Raw genomic sequence first — 17,956 nt, forward strand, 5'->3', positions numbered from 1 at the left:
AATTATTTATATTCTGCCTGTCCGGCCTTTTCCTGCACAGCATTCTTTTCAATGCCCTTGTTTAAAACCGCATTCAGGATTATTGCCGTCAGACTTCCCACTGTGATGCCGCTGTCAAAAATAACCTGCATGGTCCCTGTAAGATGCGAATAAAAATTGGGCATGGCCATAGGTATCAGTCCCATCGCAAGGCTTACACCTATTATCAATACATTATAATTGCCGTTGAAATCGACCTTGCTGAGTGTTTTTATGCCGTTAGCCGCAACCATGCCGAACATTGCCAGCCCCGCACCGCCCAATACAGGCGCAGGTATTGAAGCAATCAGCGCCGCCAGCTTCGGAAAAAGTCCCAATGCTATCAAAATGACACCCGACGCGGCAACAACAAAACGGCTTTTAACATTGGTAAGGCTGATCAAGCCTATATTCTGGGCGAATGCAGTATACGGAAAAGCGTTGAATATACCGCCTAAAAAAGTAGAAAAACCATCCGCCCTGAGACCGCGTGTCAATGTTTTCTTATCGATCTCTTTATCGACTATTTCGCCGACAGCGATAAAATCCCCTGTTGTTTCTGTCATAACAACCAGCATGACCAGTATCATAGCGGCTATCGCCGAAATATCAAAGGTCGGCAGCCCAAAAGAAAACGGTGTAGTCATGCCAACCCACGCAGCACTGCCTATAGCGGAAAAATCCGTTCTTCCCAAAAATACTGCTATCACCGTTCCGGCGACAAGTCCCAGCAGGACTGAAATATTGCGCAAAAAACCTGTGAAACAGCGATAAAAACCGATAACTATAGCCAGTACCAGCAAAGCCAGCAGCAGCGAAGAAACATCACCAAAATCTTTGGCTGCCGGATTGCCGCCTCCGGCCCATCTCACTGCCACCGGCAGCAGAGATAAACCAATGATCGTAATAACCGAACCGGTCACTACCGGAGGAAAAAAACGAATCAGTCTGCTGAAATACGGTGCGATCAAAAAAACTACCAGCCCCGAGACTATCACAGCCCCATATATATCCGTCAGCCCGCCATTCTTGCCGATCATTATCATCGGTGTCACGGCAGCAAAAGTCACTCCCTGAATAATCGGCAGCTTGCTGCCGATCCTGCACGGTCCCAGTGTCTGTATCAAAGTGGCTATACCACAGGTAAACAAATCTGCATTTATTAAATAAATAAGATGTTCCGTATCAAGTCCCAGTGCATTAGCAAGAATCAACGGCACTGCCACAGCACCTGCATACATTGCCAAAACATGCTGCAGGCCGTATAAAAAAGTCTGCCCCAAAGGCAATTTTTGATCTACGGGATGTAATAATTTCTCCATCGTCATTCCCTCCAATTGATTCGGACTTAAATCTTTTTGCCAAGACAATATAAAAAGCCTGCAGACAGCTTTATTAAGCTTATCTGCAGGCTCCCTTGCCTTTTTTATATTATGAGACATATGATAACTCATTTTGAGACAGTTGTCAATCTGTAAATTTCTTTCCGTCCCGGCTGACAATAAACAGATCAGCCGCCGATTTCCGACATAAAGCCATGCTTAATATTAAAGAAAATCTTCTTCTGCATAGCGTGCTGTTCGGGTTTCCCATAAATAATTTTTTTTATTGCCGCCGTTATTTCTTTGCTTGAACAATTTTGTTTAAGCATTTGTTTTAAATCATATTCCTTATCGGAATATAAACAAGGACGCAGACAACCGTCAGCCATTAACCGGACACGATTGCAGCTGCCGCAGAATTTATGCGACATAGCTGATATAAAACCGATCTTACCGCGTTTGTCGCTGAAGTTATAATAATGAGCGGCACTTTTTCCTGATTTTTCAGCATACAATCTGCCATATCTATCAGATATTATTCCTTTTATACTTTCTTCAGACATTCCTTCATAATCTTTTGTCTGTGAAAAAGGCATCAGCTCGATAAAACGCACCGGTATATCATATTCGCGTGAAAAATCCGCCAAAGGAATAATTTCCTGTTCATTTATATTCTTCATAATAACGCTGTTTATTTTTACAGAAATATGGTTCCGTACCGACTTGATGCCTTCAATAACTTCATTTATATCGGCACCGCGTGTCATCACCGAAAAAACAGCCGGTGTCAACGCATCTATGCTGACGTTGATACTGCTCAGTCCGCTGTTTATGAGAGCAGCACTGTTTTTTCGCAGCAATACCCCATTTGTCGTCATAGCAATTTCTTTAAGATCGGGAAAAGTTCCGAGGCACTTTATAAAATTAATGATTTCAGGAAAAAGAAGCGGTTCGCCTCCCGTAAGACGAATTTTTTTTATACCGGTTTCAATAAAAATAGAAAGCAGATATAAAAGATCGTCAGACTGAATCGGCTGCACAGCAGAGAGAGCGTCCCCTTCCTTTGCCGGACGGCAGTACAGGCAGCGCATATTGCATTTATTTGTCAGAGAAACACGCAGATAATCTATACTGCGCCCCAGTTTATCCAGCATAAAAAACATCCTTTACCGAAAATCAATGCTGATCGATGGCCTCTCCGCCTGTCAACAGTTCAGCCTCTATTTTATCACCGGCTGTTATTTTTTGTCCTGCCGGCAGATATATATATGAATTGCATTTTTGCAGCAAAAACGGCCGCGTGACCGCTTTCGGGTTTATCATTGCCGCATGATACTCACCGTTTTTACTGCAGATGTGTGCCTGTACACAAAAATCAAATTCATCGGCGGCCTGAAAAGAAAAATCTGCTTTTGCAGTAATAAGAACCGCCGTTTTTTCTTTTTGTCCGTAATAGACGCTGATCAGTGAACTTAAATAAAACCGTGCGGCAAGCTCAGCGCCATTAGGCGGCCCGGCCATGCCCAGCACCGGTTTTCCGCGGAAAAAGGAAAAACTTGAATGCTTGCCCGGGCGGCACCCCAATTCATAGACCAGCACACGGCCTTCACTTTCCAATATATCCAGTGTAAAGTCCTTCGTTCCTTTTGATGAACCTGCATTTATGAGAATTATATCGGCCTGTTCTGCCGCCTCCTCCAGTGCTTTCCGCAGTGCATCTCTGTCATCTGGAACGATCGGCAATATTATCGGCTCGGCATTATATTCCTGCAAAAAACCATATATCATAACACTGTTTGATTCTATATTTTTACCCGCAGGCAAAAAGCTTTCTCTCCAGGGAGATAATTCATCACCGGTCGGTATGAATGCCACCTTAGGTTTTGCAATTACCGAAACTTTTTCGATTCCGCCGGCGGCCATGAGTCCCATAAGCGGCGGTGTTATCTGCATATTACGGGGCAGCAGGACTTCATTCCTGCCGATGCCGCTGCCCGGAAGATCCACCATTTGTCCTGCCCGCGGTATTTTTTTTATGATCGGATAGCCTTTGGAAAAATCGACGTCCTCTATCATTATCAGTGTATCATAAGGGGGCAATATAGCGCATCCTGTATTAACGAACACATATTCATTTTTTTCCTGCCATGAAGATGTATCAGGTATCCCTCCGGCAAAAGCATCCGCTCTGACACCTATTCCGTCCATCTTCCCCACGGGTACATTTGGCAGTTCTCTCTTTGTCTTTATCTCCTGTGCCGTGACCCTGCCCATACAGTCCAGCAAATCGACTTCTTCTGCACGGCAGGTAAAATCGACAGCACGTCTCAGCAATTCACGCATTGATTGTCGTGAAGGCATGGGACCTTTCTCTATATATCTGCGATATTCCATAAACATCACCATATCATAGCCGGCAAAGCGATAATTACCTGTACAGCACCCTGCCGCAGCGCTTCTGCGCTGTGATATATTTTCCTTTTTCCAGCATTTTGCATCCGTTTACAAAAACATACTCTACTCCTGCCGGATATTGGACAGGTTCAATAAATGTACCTTTATCAATAATAGTTTTTTCATCAAAGATCACTATATCGGCATAAAAACCGCTTTTGAGTTCTCCCCGTTTTTTGATGCCCAAAGCGGCGGCCGGTTTTTTCGTCATTTTATAAATTGCCTTTTCCATCGGCATCAATTTTTCTTCACGCGCATATTTTCCCAGCACACGTGGAAAAGCTCCGAATGCCCGCGGATGAGGTTTGCCGCCAAGCAGTCCGTCAGTGCACGCGTTCATCTCCGGCCGCTGCATAAACAGCTTTACATGCTCTTCCGTACCATAAAAATCTACCATGCCTACGGCATTTTCTTCCTCATATAAAAGATCAAAAACAGCATCATAAGTAGCCTTATGCCGCAGCTTGGCAAATTCTGTCAAGGATAATCCTACCGCATCCTTATTTTTTTCCGTTTTTACACTTGTGACATATATATTGTCCATTCCGGCAAAATCAATAAAATTATCCCAGCCGCTTATACCGTTTTCTATATCATGAACCATTCTCTGTCTTGCCGTTTTATCATTTAATCTTTCCAAAACCTTATTCGTACCGCCGTCATGCACCCACGGCGGCAGAATCACACCCAGCATCGTACTGCCCGCGACATAAGGATATTGATCAAAGGATACTCTTATCCCTTCTGCCTGTGCTGCATCCAGCAGTTTTACCATTTCATCAATATAATGCCAGTTTTTCTTGCCGCATACTTTGAAATGAGAAAAATGGACTCTCACTCCTGACTTTCTGCCTATTTCTATTATTTCCCTCATTGATTCTATAATAGTGTCTGCTTCACTGCGCTGATGTACGACAAATACACTGTCATACTCAGCTGCCACTTTACAAAGTTCTATCAATTCTTCAGTAGGCGCATAAGCGCAAGGCATATAAATCAATCCCGTGGACAAGCCATAAGCGCCTGCTTCAAGCTCACGTCTCAGGATTTGCTTCATCCTGTGCATTTCTTCGGCGTCGGGTGCCCTGTTGATCAGCCCCATTGCCTCCATACGCACATTGCCGTGCGGGACAAGATAACATTCATTGATGGACGGTTGTGCTTTCTCTATCATTTTTAAATAATTTTCAGCAGTCTCGTACTGCCAGTCCACCTCATTGCTGTCACCATCAAGTCCTGCCAGATTTTTTCGCCACGGATCAATATATTTTACAGGCAGCGGTGCCATCGATACCCCATCCTGCCCGAGCACTTCGGTTGTTATTCCCTGCATTATCTTTGGCAGCAGCTGCGGCTTTATCAACACATTCAGATCACTGTGGCTGTGTGTATCGATAAATCCGGGGGCAGCGCACAAGCCGGTACAATCGATAAGCTCGTCAGCCTTTGCAGAAAAACTGCCTGTTTTTACTATTTTATCATTTTCTATAAAAATATTGCCGTCAAACGGTTTTTCACCGCTGCCGTCAAATATTTTTAAATTTGTCAGCATTATTGTCATCGGCATATCCTTCTTTCTATAAACAGCCCTGTTCCTTTTTGTCCAATAAATCTGTCTTCGGCATATACAATATCACCGCGCCTTATAACCGTATCCATGCGGCCCGTCATTTTTTTCTGCCCGTAAAGAGAATAACCGGCAGATCCATGCAGTCCTGCACCGCTGAAATCGGTTTCTCCCTTTTCATTTATGATCATGATGTCAGCATCACTGCCGGGCAGCAGATTTCCCTTGCGCGGATATAATCCGTAAATACGTGACGGATTTATGCATAAAGTTTCCACAAATTTATTCAAAGTGATCTTTCCGCCCGCCACTCCTGCGGAAAATATTGCCATGACTCTTTCTTCCACACCGGGCGCACCATTCGGACATTCAGTAAAATCTCTTTCACCGCGCAGCTTATCTGCCGTACTAAACGGACAATGATCTGTGGCTATTATATCAATACTGCCGTCAGACAATCCTTTCCACAAAGCCGCTTGATCTGCTGCCTTTCGCAGAGGCGGCGACATAATGTATTTTACCGCATCCCTGTTGCTGTAGCAATTCTCATCAAGCAGCAAATACTGCGGACAGGTTTCCGTATAAATATTTCTTTGTCCTCTCGCCCTTGCCTCTCTGACAGCATTCAAACCGCCCTCTGTGGACAAATGGACTATGTAGATCGGTGCATCTCCTGCCATATGTGCAAGGCGCAGTACTCGGCATACAGCTTCCGTTTCACATTCGGCAGGTCTGCTCAATGCATGGTAAAACGGTGTTTTTTTATTTTCGGCAGCAAAACGTCCGCGCAGATAATTTATTATCGAATCATTCTCACAATGCACAGCGGTCACAGTACCAAGCTCTCCGCCCTTTTCCAGGACACGCAGAATATCTGCATCGGCAAGTGCGAAATCATATGTCATATATATTTTAAAGCTGGAAATCCCCTCAGCTGCCAGTTCGCCCATCTCCCGCAGTATATCGGCATCAACATGCTGAATAACGCCATGCAGGCCATAATCGCTTACAGCCTTGTCTTTTGCGGCTGTCTTATATTCATTTATCCTGCTGCGCAGAGAGCATCCTTCAGGTCCAAAAGCCAGATGCTCAACGACGGTAGTCGTCCCACCGCAGAGAGCCGCACGCGTTCCCGTAAAAAAATCGTCACTTGTATGATAATCCCCGGCCTGCAAATCTATATGTGTATGCACGTCGACAGCCCCTGGCATTATATATTTTCCGTCGGCATTGATCCTTTCTCCCGGCTGTTCTGCAAAATCGCTGCCGATGGCTGCGATTTTTCCGTTTTTCAGCATTATATCCGCTTTGAATATATCGCGTCCCGTGACAAGAATTCCATTCTCAATAATAAGTTCCATAATAAGTCCCCGTCATCATAAATTGAATTTTTCACTTACTTCAGCAACGCTTTCATGATAGCATTATAACATTCTGTTACCTTTATCAGCTGATCTATTTCAATATACTCATCGACAGTGTGCGCTATATTTTCTTTTGACGGTCCCATACCTATGGTCTTTATACCCGCTTCACCAGCATAATGACTGCCGTTTGTGCAGAAATTATACTGAGTGATCTCCGGTGAAAAACCGGCTGCGTTCAGTTCCGCAATTATATTTTCGATAAATTCATCATCTTCTTTATAAAGCCATCCCGGAAAAAATCTTTCACCAATGATGCAATTGCCCGTATAACATTTTTCCTGACCGACCGCATAAGAGATTTTGTATTGCGCATCTTTATCCTCGCGCATTATTTCCGTCAGCGCATTTTTCAGCGGTTCCATAACCGATTCTTTATTTTCACCGGTCAGCAGCCGTCTGTCATAGGTCGCTCTGCAATATTCAGGAACAACAGATGCACCCGGATAGGGAGCTGATTTTATATCCGTCAGTTCCAGAATCCCATCTCCCAGAACAGCATGATGCCGTGGCTTTACCTTTTTGAGCATTTCTATGGCACGGCATATTTTATATACAGCATTTATTCCTTTTTCCGGATTGGCCGAGTGACATGCTTTACCGAAAGACTCCAGCACGATTTCTGCCCGGCCTCTTTGTCCTATTTTCAAATTCAGATTTGAAGCTTCACCGATTACCACATAATCAGGCTTCACTATCCGGCTTATTTCTCTGGCAGCCACTCCCTCAAAACATTCTTCATGAACAACTCCCGCAAAATAAATATCACCGGCAAAGTCTCTGTCCGAATCCTCAGCAAAAAAACCTGCGGCAGCAACCATTGCCGCAGCAGCTCCTTTCATATCGGAAGCACCTCGTCCATATATCTTATCGCCATGAATCTCAGCCGCAAAAGGGGGATACTGCCATTTTGTTTCATCTTCCACGGGCACAGTGTCCATATGTCCGTCAAACAGCACTTTCGGCCCTTTTTTCCTGCCCTTTATATGTCCTATTATATTGCCGTATTTATCTGTCTGCACATCATCAAAATGGGCTTTTTCCATATAGCCTCGCAAAACCTGCGCGACTTTATCTTCTTCTCCCGAATAACTTTTATTTTTAATAAGCGTGCGGCAGAGATCGATTACTTCACCGCTGCGTTCTTGTTCCAGCATGATCTTTTCCCCTTTGTTTTTATCTTTACTCTGTACAGCTCGCTTCTTTGCCGTCCCATACAATTGACTGATAATTTTTTTTATCGGTAGCACCTTCCGTACTGAAGCACAGAACCACTGAATTTTGATTGAGCCCTATTCTTCCGCACAATTGCGCATATTCGGGTTTCATTAAAAGTTCCATAACAGCACCGCTCGGCGCTGCTCCGCTTTCACCGGAAATTATGCGTTTATCACCGGCAAGAGGAGCCCCCAGTGCTCTCATACCTTTCGCCGATACATTATCGGCACAGGCTATGGCAAAATCAGCATAGCCTGCCAATACTTTCCAGCCTATATCACACGGTTCTCCGCAAGCCAGCCCCGCCATCATCGTATTCATGCTGCCGCCCACAAAATGCAGCCTGCCGTCATCAGCCTTTGCCGTATCAAAAATACATGCGGCAGTATCCGGTTCTACGATTGTAACTATCGGCTTTTCCTTCCCCTTGCAGACATTGGCAAAAAATCCTGTCACGGCTCCTGCCAAAGCTCCCACGCCGGCCTGAATAAAAATATGCGTAGGTTTTTCCGGCAGCTGCTTATAAGCTTCCAGCGCCATTGTGCCGTACCCTTGAATTATCCACTTTGGTATGTCCTGATATCCCTTCCACGAGGTATCCTGCACCATTACCCATCCATATTCATCGGCATGTGAATTGGCCAGACGCACGGCATCATCATAATTAAGATCCGTGATCGTCACATCTGCCCCTTCTGCTTTTATATTTTCAAAACGCTCTTTACTGCTGCCCTTCGGCATATAAACGACGGCTTTCTGACCGAGCTGCCTTGCCGTCCACGCTACACCTCTGCCGTGATTGCCGTCTGTCGCTGTTACGAAAGTTATACTGCCCAGCTTTCCCTTTATTTCCGGTGATATCATTTTCTCAAAGGACAATTCACTTATATCCATTCCAAGCTTTTTGGCAATATAGCTGCCAATGGCAAAACTGCCGCCAAGTACTTTAAAAGCGTTGAGCCCAAACCTGTAAGACTCATCTTTTACAAAAAAGTTTTTTATCCCAAGCAAAGCTGCCATTTCTTTTAGTTCGACGAGCGGAGTTTCCTTATACATCGGAAAAGATTTATGAAAGGCCAGAACCTTATCGGCATGCTCTCTGTTTAAAAAATCAATGCTGTTAATATTTTTTATGTCTTTGGTAAATGCTGTCAACTGCATTTATAGAATATCCTCCTTTTAATGAAAAAACGCCCGGAAAATTTTATTTTCCAGGCGACTCTGCCATTAGTCTAATCTCTTTATGAGACTAATGTTATCTTATTTTGAAACAAATGTCAATATGCAATTTATTCTCAATCCGTCAAATCATATTCCTGTATCTTTCTGTACAAAGTGGCTCTGCTTATACCAAGCATTTTTGCGGCTTTTTCTGCCTTGCGCACTTCTCCCGCCACTTCCTCCAGTGCTTTTTGTATCGTACGTCTTTCCAAATCACCAAGATTGAGTTCACTATATTTTTTATTCTTGCTGACCTGTTCTTCTTCCGCCACTTCAGCAATATTTCCGGTTATAAGCTCTGCCATTTTGCCGATGAATTGCACCATCCACGGCTTATTCTCCACAAAATGCCTTGTCTGTTTTTCATCAAAACTGACCAAACCGATGACGCCGACAGTTTCTCCGTTGAAAATTATCGGTGCGGCAAGCTCCGTATACTCCGGACAATTCTGGTAATTCGGACAGGGTTTGCATAATATATGAAAACCGGGATGCTCTATCATTATCATTTTTCCGGTTTGCAATACATGATCATACACAAATCCGGCATTCATCAATTCACCGCAGTTTTCGCTGTATTTACCGGTACCGGCAATACGTATAAAATTCTTATCGGCTACCTCAACTTCAAGTCCGATAACTTCCGCTATAGCCTGAGCCGTTTTTTGTACAACCGGCTGTATCTGCTGCAACAAACTCTCCATATCCACCAACCTCATAACTCTATAATATTAAGCTTCATTTACCGGGACTGTCAGTGTTTTCCGCAGTGCCTCAATATATTTTCATATAATTCGTACGGAATACAAAGGTTATCGTCCGTTCCCGTACCCAATTCCACACCTATACGGTTTTTACCGTGAAAATCACTGCCGCCCGTTGGTAATAAATCATATTTTTCGATCATAGCCGCAGCAAAAGCTTTGTCATCCTCACTGTAATTTGTATAATATTGCTCCATCCCATCAAGCCCCATACCGTGAAGCTCAGCAATGGCATTTTCCTGCTCACGGCGGCTCATCCCCATAAGGCCTATCAATTTATGAAAATGAGCAAGCGAAAGCACCCCGCCGGCTTGATGTATTCCCTCCGCAGCTTCGGCAATGCCGATATTTTTGTTCAGACCCAGCTCCTGTATTGTCGGGTTCAGGTATGTGTCCCAAAGTTCCTGCATGGTATCGGTCAAATGCAAGGTCGTCATATAGCGCATTATAGCATAGCGCTCCATCTTTTCACCGTACACGAAAGGTCTGACTTTTTCCAGACTTATATCTACTCCTTTTTCCCGTATGCGATCGATCACCCGTTCCATCTGATTTTCCTTATGTGCACGAATATTTTTATATAAGCTCTTAAAAGCAGGATGGTTATAATCAAAGCCAAGTGCCACGGCATGAAGTTTTCTATTTCTGTAATCTATAGAAACCTCCATTCCCGGAATAAATTCTACTCCTGAACACAGAGCTTCCTGCGCAGCTTCATTAATTCCATCTATAGTATCATGATCAGACAAAGTAATCGCCGATACACCGCGTTTTTTTGCCAATTGTACTAATTCCCGCGGTGTGTATGAACCATCTGACATAGTAGAATGAACATGTAAATCAATAAATTTCATTTTCCGACACCCTTCGTTAATAATATATGCAATTCAATATAATATATTTATTGTAAAGCAATTTATTTATAAACACAACATCAGGTGTCACTTCTAATGCACAAATGATTCCTGTGCCGCAAAAAAATTATATACAGCCTGTGCTGTCGGTTTAGTCATTCCCCTTACGGCTGCCATTTCCTCCACAGAAGCTGACTTTATTTTATCCAGCCTGCCAAAATGATCCCACAAAAGCTTGCGTCGTTTGGGACCTATGCCGTCAATATGGTCAAGAATGGAAACCATATTTCTCTTGCCGCGCAGTTTCCGATGATAAGTAATAGCAAACCGATGCGCTTCATCACGTATTCGCTGCACCAGATAAAGTGCATCGCTGCGGCGAGGCAGAATGACCGGATCACTCTCCCCTTCTGTAAAAATGTACTCGAACTGCTTGGCAAGTCCCACGACCGGCACAGTCAGATGACCTGCTCCTCTTATTATCTCAAGTGCCGAACTCAGCTGCCCTTTGCCGCCGTCTATTATTATAAGATCTGGCATTTCCCCTTCATCAAGCTTTTCATAACGTCGTTTTGTGACTTCACGCATGGACATAAAATCGTCTGGTTTTCCTTCCGTGGATTTTATTTTAAACCGTCTGTAATCTGATTTTTTAGCCTCACCGTTTTCAAAAACCACCATAGATGCTACAGTTTCCGAACCTTGTATATGTGATATATCAAAACATTCCATTCTTTTTGGCAGATGCACCAGGCGCAGATATTTTCCCAGTTCTTTTACAGCCCCCATAGTTTTGGCATCTTCACGCAAAATTCTTTCTTCTTCATCTTTAAGATATTTTTCTGCATTTTCTTCGGCCATTTTTATTATATCTTTTTTTACTCCCCTCTGGGGGATATTCACTTCCACCTTTGAACCATATTCTTTTGTCAGCCAGCTTTCCAGCAGCGATTGTTCCTTTATACCGCACGGCAGCAATACTTCTCTGGGCAGTGAGGATGTCTGATTGTAATATTGCTGCAGGAATGCGGTAAGAACATCCTCGTCTGTTTCCTCTTCACTGTTTTTAAGTATAAAATGACTGCGGCCCGTCATCTTCCCATTTCTGATATAAAAAACCTGTATGCATGCCCCGCGGCCAGAACGAGCCATACCGATGGCATCCTGATTTCCTTCCCCCGTCATTATTTTTTGTTTTTCAATTGTTTTTCTGACAGATGCAAGCTGATCACGCAATGATGCCGCCATTTCAAACTGAAGATTTGCGGCTGCTTTTTCCATTTGCTGCTGCAGTGATTTTTCAAGGATATCATTTTTCCCGTCCAGAAAAAGCACTACAGAATTGACCATTTCAGCATATGCTTTCTTGCCTATTTTCCCCACACATGGCGCAAAGCATCTTTTTATATGATATTCCAGACAAGGCCGATCCACATTCATATTCTTACAGGTGCGCAGCGGAAAGGATTTCCTCAAAAGTTTCAAGCTCTCCTTAACCGCGCCAACATTTGTATATGGTCCGAAATAACGCGAACCATCCTTTTTTATATGTCTTGTCACTATTACTCTTGGAAAATCTTCTAAAAGAGTGACCTTCAAATAGGGATATGTTTTATCATCACGCAGACTGATATTGTACCGCGGATGATGCTTTTTTATAAGGTTGCATTCCAAAATCAAGGCTTCGATCTCAGATCCTGTCATTATTGTTTCAAAATCGGCTATTCTATTTACCATTGAAATTACTTTGGCAGAATGATTTTTATTGCTCTGAAAATACTGCCGTACCCTATTCTTCAGAACAATTGCCTTGCCCACATATATTATTCTCTTATTGGCGTCCTTCATGATATATACACCGGGACTTTGGGGCAGCTGCTGCAGCTTCTGCTCTATAAGCTCATTCATTTTCATCAACTACCTCCTATGCGGTCTGATTTAACGGACAATATAAGCAGAATTGTACAAGCTGCACTCAGTTCTTAAAATCTGATCAACTATTAACATTTCTACTTTAAGACAAAAAAGCCGCCTGAATGGCGGCTTGGCAATCAGCTGACAAGGGTAGGCTTCATCGACTGCAAAAAGCGCCCTTGCTGTTCAGTTAAGATTCTTGTCTTTGTAATAATTTGTCCCTTTTACTGCAACTTCCACGGCCAGGCCCTTTGTAGTCATCTGATATATCCATACTCCCGGAGACACCATCACTGCGCCTTCCAAAGAATCGCCGCTTACCCCGTCATTGGCAGCCGCTGTTGCCTGTGCACCGAAGGACCATCCTTTTTCCACAAAGGTGTTCCATGCATCTTCATTTGCAAAAACAAAAATCACTGCATACTCCTTGACTCCCAATCCCAATCCAGCCTGATATTCCTGCATACGCATGAATATTTCCTGTCCGCTGCTGTTATTTACAGCCATTCCCCGTCCGTGAGCGCTGCCCAAAAGTCCCAATTTCAAACCGGTACTGTTGAACACCGCATAACCAGCCGCATGTTCGATGACCGATTGTGCCTTAGGCTGTTCTTTATAAAGCGCATCCAGCGTTGCTGCCGTTTTCTGCCGCAATTCATCTCGTTGTGCATCTTTACTGGCGGCTGCCGCTGTTGAAGCAAATGCTATCACCAAAACAAATATCAGCCAAGCTGTCTTTCCCACTATCTTTTTCATTGGTATTCCTCCACAATAAAAAAATTTTCCTACGGGATCCTGAATAAATAATGAAGTGCACTAAGAAATTCACACTGATATTATAATAGCAAATCCCCAGTATTAGCGCAATATTATATTTTCATTAGGTTCCATATACTTGCTGCTTAGCCATCGCAGTTTATTTTATCCCATATCTTATTCCAAGATCGAAAATATCCAGCACAGAATTTTTTAAATAATATTTTGATATAAATCGTTTGTAGATACTTTAATATTTTTTCGTAAATTGCAATAGCAAATTGAACACTTTGGTAAAATGCCGATGATCTCAGGCAATATAAAGTTTATCGAGAAAAGCGTCGAACAATTCTTCCGGTGTCTGGTAGGCAAGTCGCTTGCGCGGACGGCTATTCAATTCATCGGCAAAGTGTAATATATCTTCATAAGTATATTTCTCAATCGAAACGCCCTTTGGAATATATTGACGCAAGAAGCCGTTGTGCCGTTCATTTACTGGTCGCTCCCAAGAGGAGTAAGGATGTGCATAATAAACACTGGAACCCCAGGCTTCAATCTTGGAAAATTCCTCGAATTCAGAGCCATTATCGGTTGTAATGGTTTTGAAAACAGAACTGAAACGCTCACCATATTCAGCGTGTAGTTCTTTCATCGCAGCCATGACAGACTCACTGTTTTTACCAGGAATGCGAATAGCCAGGTAATTGTTTGTAACACGCTCAATCAGAGTTAAAACAGCAGCTTCTCTGACTTTTTTTCTGCCAATCACCGTGTCAGCTTCCCAATGGCCGAATTCCGTGCGTAAATCTACGATGTCAGGACGTTCGTCAATGCTGCGACCTTTCAGACGTTTATGCTTTCGGGTTCCTTTTTTGTTTTGCTTTCGCTTTAGAATTTCAGGCAGCTCGAACAGCGATAGCGGCAAATTACCAGCAGCCATTTCGTTATATAGGGTCTTCGTGCATACCATTTCTTTATCAGCAAAGAGCTGGTGCAGGCGCGCATGACCGACGCAAGCGTCTAACGACCACTTTTTTGCCCTGACTTGCGCAACCACCCACTTAACAAAATCTGAGCAATGTGTGATATAATGCGGCCTTTTGCACTTCATTCGATTCATTTCATATACTGCAAGACCTCGTTTGGCGCTGTACTCCGGTGCACGTCCTCTATGGCTTTTGCGCAGCGGTGTACCGCGGCGCAATTCATACATGATAGTACTTGGCGAACAGTTGATTTCTCGGGCGATTGCCCGCAGAGAGTATCCTTGCTTGTTTAGTTGCTGGATCGCTCCGCGTTCTTCCCGTCCCAAGTGCTGACCACGTTTTCGTTCAGGGAATACTGTGATATAATTATGGCAGTCCATAGTGATTGTCTCCTCTTTGGTTAATGGTGCTGTGAGAACTCCATTTTACCATTTAAAGAAAAGTCACTGTGGACTTTTTGCTAACTGTTCATTTTCATTTTACAATCAACCTTTAATATTTTTTGTGATCTGTGGTACTATTATATATTGTTAGATTGATAAAATATGTGAACATACATATCTGGAGGTAATAGAATTGGAAAGTTGGCTCTTTTATGCATTGCTTTCGGCACTTAGTGCCGCGCTGGTTTCTATTTTTGGCAAGGTGGGCTTACAGGGAATCGACAGCAATGCAGCAACGGCAGTGCGCTCTATAATTATGGCATTATTTTTGATAGGCGTTACTGCTTTACAAGGCAGCCTGCAACATATTCCTGATGTTTTTGCTGATCGAAAAGCACTGCTGTTCATATGTTTGAGCGGAATTGCCGGAGCAACATCCTGGCTGTTCTATTTTTTGGCATTAAAAGTCGGAAAAATTTCTCAGGTAGCTCCGATAGATAAACTAAGTGTAGTTTTTTCTGTTCTATTGGCCATGTTGATTTTTCAGGAGAAAATAAGTCTGATTCATGGCTTAGGCATCTTACTTATTGCTTGCGGAGGACTGGTCTTAGCAATTTTTTAAAAATATGTACCGGACAGATAACGACAATTAATTATAATATATTTTATATATAACCAGGATTTCACCGTGTAAAAAAAACACTTGACTTGGTGTTGACTCCAAGTGTTACTCTTATTATGAAAAAATGAGATCAAACGGCAGTTATTTTTCAGTAATGGCTATAAGGATTGCCATGCAGAAGAAAGACACAGCTCATTGATTTTACTTACTAACAGCCAGAAATTGGAGAGAAAATTTATGAAAGTTTTATATTATGATTGTTTTTGCGGTATCAGTGGTGATATGAATATTGGCGCATTGCTTGATTTAGGTGTAGATGAAAATTACTTGAGACAGGAATTATCTAAACTCAATCTGGCTGCTGAGTACGAACTGAAGATAAAAAAAGACAAGAAAGCTGGTATCAACGGCACCAGAGTTGATGTAGTTTTAAAGCAGGAAACCATTGGCAGCCACGGACATAATACTCAAAAGCAGCCCGATATGAGTCATGATCACAAACAGGGGCATCATGATCATAGAAATTTGAAGGATATTGAAAATATCATCAACAAGAGCAGTTTAAATGCTTCTGTCAAAAAAACAAGCTTAGATATTTTTATGAAGATCGCGGAGGCCGAGGCAAAAGTTCATGGCAGTTCTTTGGATGAAGTTCATTTCCATGAAGTTGGCGCAGTAGATTCAATTATTGACATTACCGGAGCCGCTATATGCCTGGACTTTTTAAAAGCAGACAAGATCATCGCTTCAGCCGTTCAGCTGGGCGGAGGATTTGTAAAATGTGCTCACGGCATTATTCCTATTCCTGCACCGGCTACAATTGAAATCTTAAAGGATATTCCCATTAAGACAGGCATAGTCCCGTTTGAAACTACTACACCGACCGGCGCCGCTATTTTGGCGGCAAATGTCAGTACCTTCACCGACAACATGACCTTTTCAGTAAGCAAGATCGGTTATGGCATAGGACATAGAGATCTTGAAATTCCTAATGTTCTAAGAGTATATCTTGGCAGTGAAAAAACTAACAAAGACTCTGAAAAATGACTATTATGCTCGAATAATATTTATTCATCCCGAAAATATGAAAAAGAGGTTATAAACTATGAATATTGAACTTCAGTCCAAATTGGATCACTTAATAAAATTATTGACTGATCTTGACAGTGCAGTCGTAGGTTTTTCTGCCGGTGTGGACAGCACTTTTTTAACGGCTGCAGCCTCTCGCAGTCTGGGAAAGAAAGCAATAGCCGCAACTGCGTATTCGGCTACACTGCCTGTATCAGAAAAAGAGGAGGCGGTACGAATAGCCAATCAATTAGGAATACAACATATTTTACTGCCTATCGATGAATTGGCGAATACCGAGTTTGCAGCCAACACTAAAAATCGCTGCTATTATTGCAAAAAAACCCGCTTTAATGCCCTGCACCAATGGGGGATAGAACACGGTTATACATGGGTGCTGGACGGTGCTAACGCTGATGATTGCATGGATTATCGTCCGGGCATGAAGGCAATAGCCGAAATGGAAGGTGTATGCAGTCCTCTGCTGGAAGCCGGCTTGACCAAAGCAGAAATACGGGAAATTTCTAAAGAATGGGGTTTGCCTACATGGAATAAACCCAGTGCAGCCTGCTTATCATCCCGAATAGCTTATGGTCTGACTGTCACAAAGGAACGTCTGAATCAAATTGAACAGGCAGAAAAGATAGTAAAAAAATTTTGCAGCGGGCAAATCCGAGTCCGACATCATGATAATTTGGCCCGCATCGAGGTTTCTCAGGCTGATATTCCCATTCTTGCCATACCTGAAAATGCTCAGTATATATGCAACGCTTTGAAAAAACTGGGATTTAAGTTTGTTACACTGGATCTTGCCGGCTATCGCACCGGCAGCATGAATGAAGTACTGGCACAATAATTTACCTTTAAATAATTTCATCTGAAAAATCAAAAAAGCAGTATCATCTGCAGCATTGCACTGCAGATGATACTGCTTAAATATTATTATTGATCCTTTATGCTCTGTCCAAAGAGAAATAAAATTATTTTACTTCTACAGTTGCGCCAGCTTCTTCTAATTTAGTTTTAACAGTATCAGCTTCATCTTTAGCTACTTTTTCTTTGATAGGAGCAGGAGCACCATCAACTAAAGCCTTAGCTTCTTTCAAACCAAGTCCGGTTATTTCACGAACAGCTTTGATAACGTTGATTTTGCTTGCGCCAGCAGATGCAAGGATTACATCAAATTCGGTTTTTTCTTCAGCAGCAGCGCCGCCAGCGGCAGGAGCAGCAGCAACAGCAACAGGAGCAGCTGCACTAACACCGAATTTTTCTTCCATAGCTTTTACAAGTTCAGATAATTCAAGAACAGTCATTTCTTCAATGGCTTGCATAATTTCTTCTTTAGTCATTTTAATATTCCTCCAAAATTGAATGTCGTTTTATTA

Annotated in this window: 16 protein-coding genes; 3 read left to right on the plus strand and 13 right to left on the minus strand. The window is 42.8% G+C overall.

The features are described 5' to 3' along the window. Positions 1-2: 2 nt before the first annotated feature. The 12 genes from NXG61_RS13555 to NXG61_RS13610 all read right to left on the minus strand — a co-directional run bounded on the left by NXG61_RS13555 (position 3) and on the right by NXG61_RS13610 (position 14,878). Positions 3-1,340 (minus strand): nucleobase:cation symporter-2 family protein, encoded by a 1,338-nt coding sequence (locus NXG61_RS13555; RefSeq protein WP_196605483.1) that lies wholly within the window; start codon positions 1,338-1,340, stop codon positions 3-5. Positions 1,341-1,528: 188 nt separating this feature from the next. Continuing rightward, on the minus strand, positions 1,529-2,494 hold the full coding sequence (moaA, locus tag NXG61_RS13560) for a GTP 3',8-cyclase MoaA (RefSeq protein ID WP_307224473.1): 966 nt from the start codon (positions 2,492-2,494) through the stop codon (positions 1,529-1,531). Between the two features lie 22 nt (positions 2,495-2,516). Continuing rightward, positions 2,517-3,734, minus strand: a complete 1,218-nt coding sequence (locus NXG61_RS13565; RefSeq protein WP_307224471.1) for a molybdopterin molybdotransferase MoeA — start codon at positions 3,732-3,734, stop codon at positions 2,517-2,519. A gap of 34 nt (positions 3,735-3,768) precedes the next feature. Beyond that, a complete protein-coding gene (locus tag NXG61_RS13570) occupies positions 3,769-5,355 on the minus strand; it encodes an N-acyl-D-amino-acid deacylase family protein (protein ID WP_432748947.1) in 1,587 nt (528 codons plus the stop codon). Next, positions 5,352-6,722 carry a dihydropyrimidinase gene (gene hydA, locus NXG61_RS13575; RefSeq protein ID WP_307224467.1) on the minus strand — a complete coding sequence of 457 codons (1,371 nt, stop codon included), beginning with the start codon at positions 6,720-6,722 and terminating at the stop codon, positions 5,352-5,354. The genes NXG61_RS13570 and hydA overlap by 4 nt, the downstream gene beginning before the upstream one ends. A gap of 35 nt (positions 6,723-6,757) precedes the next feature. Beyond that, positions 6,758-7,942: a YgeY family selenium metabolism-linked hydrolase gene (locus NXG61_RS13580; protein ID WP_196605488.1), complete on the minus strand. Its 1,185-nt coding sequence runs from the start codon at positions 7,940-7,942 to the stop codon at positions 6,758-6,760. A gap of 25 nt (positions 7,943-7,967) precedes the next feature. Beyond that, positions 7,968-9,164, minus strand: coding sequence for a diaminopropionate ammonia-lyase (gene dpaL / locus NXG61_RS13585; protein WP_307224465.1), 1,197 nt, complete (start codon positions 9,162-9,164; stop codon positions 7,968-7,970). 134 nt (positions 9,165-9,298) lie between these two features. Next, complete coding sequence (locus NXG61_RS13590; RefSeq protein WP_196605490.1) at positions 9,299-9,928, minus strand: helix-turn-helix domain-containing protein; 630 nt, start codon at positions 9,926-9,928, stop codon at positions 9,299-9,301. A 50-nt stretch (positions 9,929-9,978) separates the two neighbouring features. After that, on the minus strand, positions 9,979-10,842 hold the full coding sequence (locus NXG61_RS13595; protein ID WP_196605491.1) for a PHP domain-containing protein: 864 nt from the start codon (positions 10,840-10,842) through the stop codon (positions 9,979-9,981). Positions 10,843-10,935: 93 nt separating this feature from the next. Then, on the minus strand, positions 10,936-12,750 hold the full coding sequence (gene uvrC / locus NXG61_RS13600; protein WP_307224576.1) for an excinuclease ABC subunit UvrC: 1,815 nt from the start codon (positions 12,748-12,750) through the stop codon (positions 10,936-10,938). Positions 12,751-12,942: 192 nt separating this feature from the next. Beyond that, on the minus strand, positions 12,943-13,512 hold the full coding sequence (locus NXG61_RS13605) for a YSC84-related protein (protein ID WP_196605492.1): 570 nt from the start codon (positions 13,510-13,512) through the stop codon (positions 12,943-12,945). 310 nt (positions 13,513-13,822) lie between these two features. Then, on the minus strand, positions 13,823-14,878 hold the full coding sequence (locus NXG61_RS13610) for an IS30 family transposase (RefSeq protein WP_432748913.1): 1,056 nt from the start codon (positions 14,876-14,878) through the stop codon (positions 13,823-13,825). A gap of 196 nt (positions 14,879-15,074) precedes the next feature. On the opposite strand from NXG61_RS13610, the gene NXG61_RS13615 reads away from it, so the two are divergent. The 3 genes from NXG61_RS13615 to larE all read left to right on the plus strand — a co-directional run bounded on the left by NXG61_RS13615 (position 15,075) and on the right by larE (position 17,427). Further along, positions 15,075-15,503 (plus strand): EamA family transporter, encoded by a 429-nt coding sequence (locus tag NXG61_RS13615; RefSeq protein ID WP_196605493.1) that lies wholly within the window; start codon positions 15,075-15,077, stop codon positions 15,501-15,503. A 237-nt stretch (positions 15,504-15,740) separates the two neighbouring features. Beyond that, positions 15,741-16,550 (plus strand): nickel pincer cofactor biosynthesis protein LarC, encoded by an 810-nt coding sequence (larC, locus tag NXG61_RS13620; protein ID WP_307224793.1) that lies wholly within the window; start codon positions 15,741-15,743, stop codon positions 16,548-16,550. Between the two features lie 58 nt (positions 16,551-16,608). Next, the gene (gene larE, locus NXG61_RS13625) at positions 16,609-17,427 is read left to right on the plus strand and encodes an ATP-dependent sacrificial sulfur transferase LarE (RefSeq protein ID WP_196605495.1); all 819 of its coding nucleotides are present in this window, start codon (positions 16,609-16,611) and stop codon (positions 17,425-17,427) included. Between the two features lie 124 nt (positions 17,428-17,551). On the opposite strand, the gene rplL is transcribed toward larE, so the two are convergent. After that, positions 17,552-17,920: a 50S ribosomal protein L7/L12 gene (gene rplL, locus NXG61_RS13630; protein ID WP_196605496.1), complete on the minus strand. Its 369-nt coding sequence runs from the start codon at positions 17,918-17,920 to the stop codon at positions 17,552-17,554. Positions 17,921-17,956: the final 36 nt, after the last annotated feature.

The organism is Pectinatus haikarae, from assembly GCF_050916305.1.
Taxonomy (GTDB): domain Bacteria; phylum Bacillota; class Negativicutes; order Selenomonadales; family Selenomonadaceae; genus Pectinatus; species Pectinatus haikarae.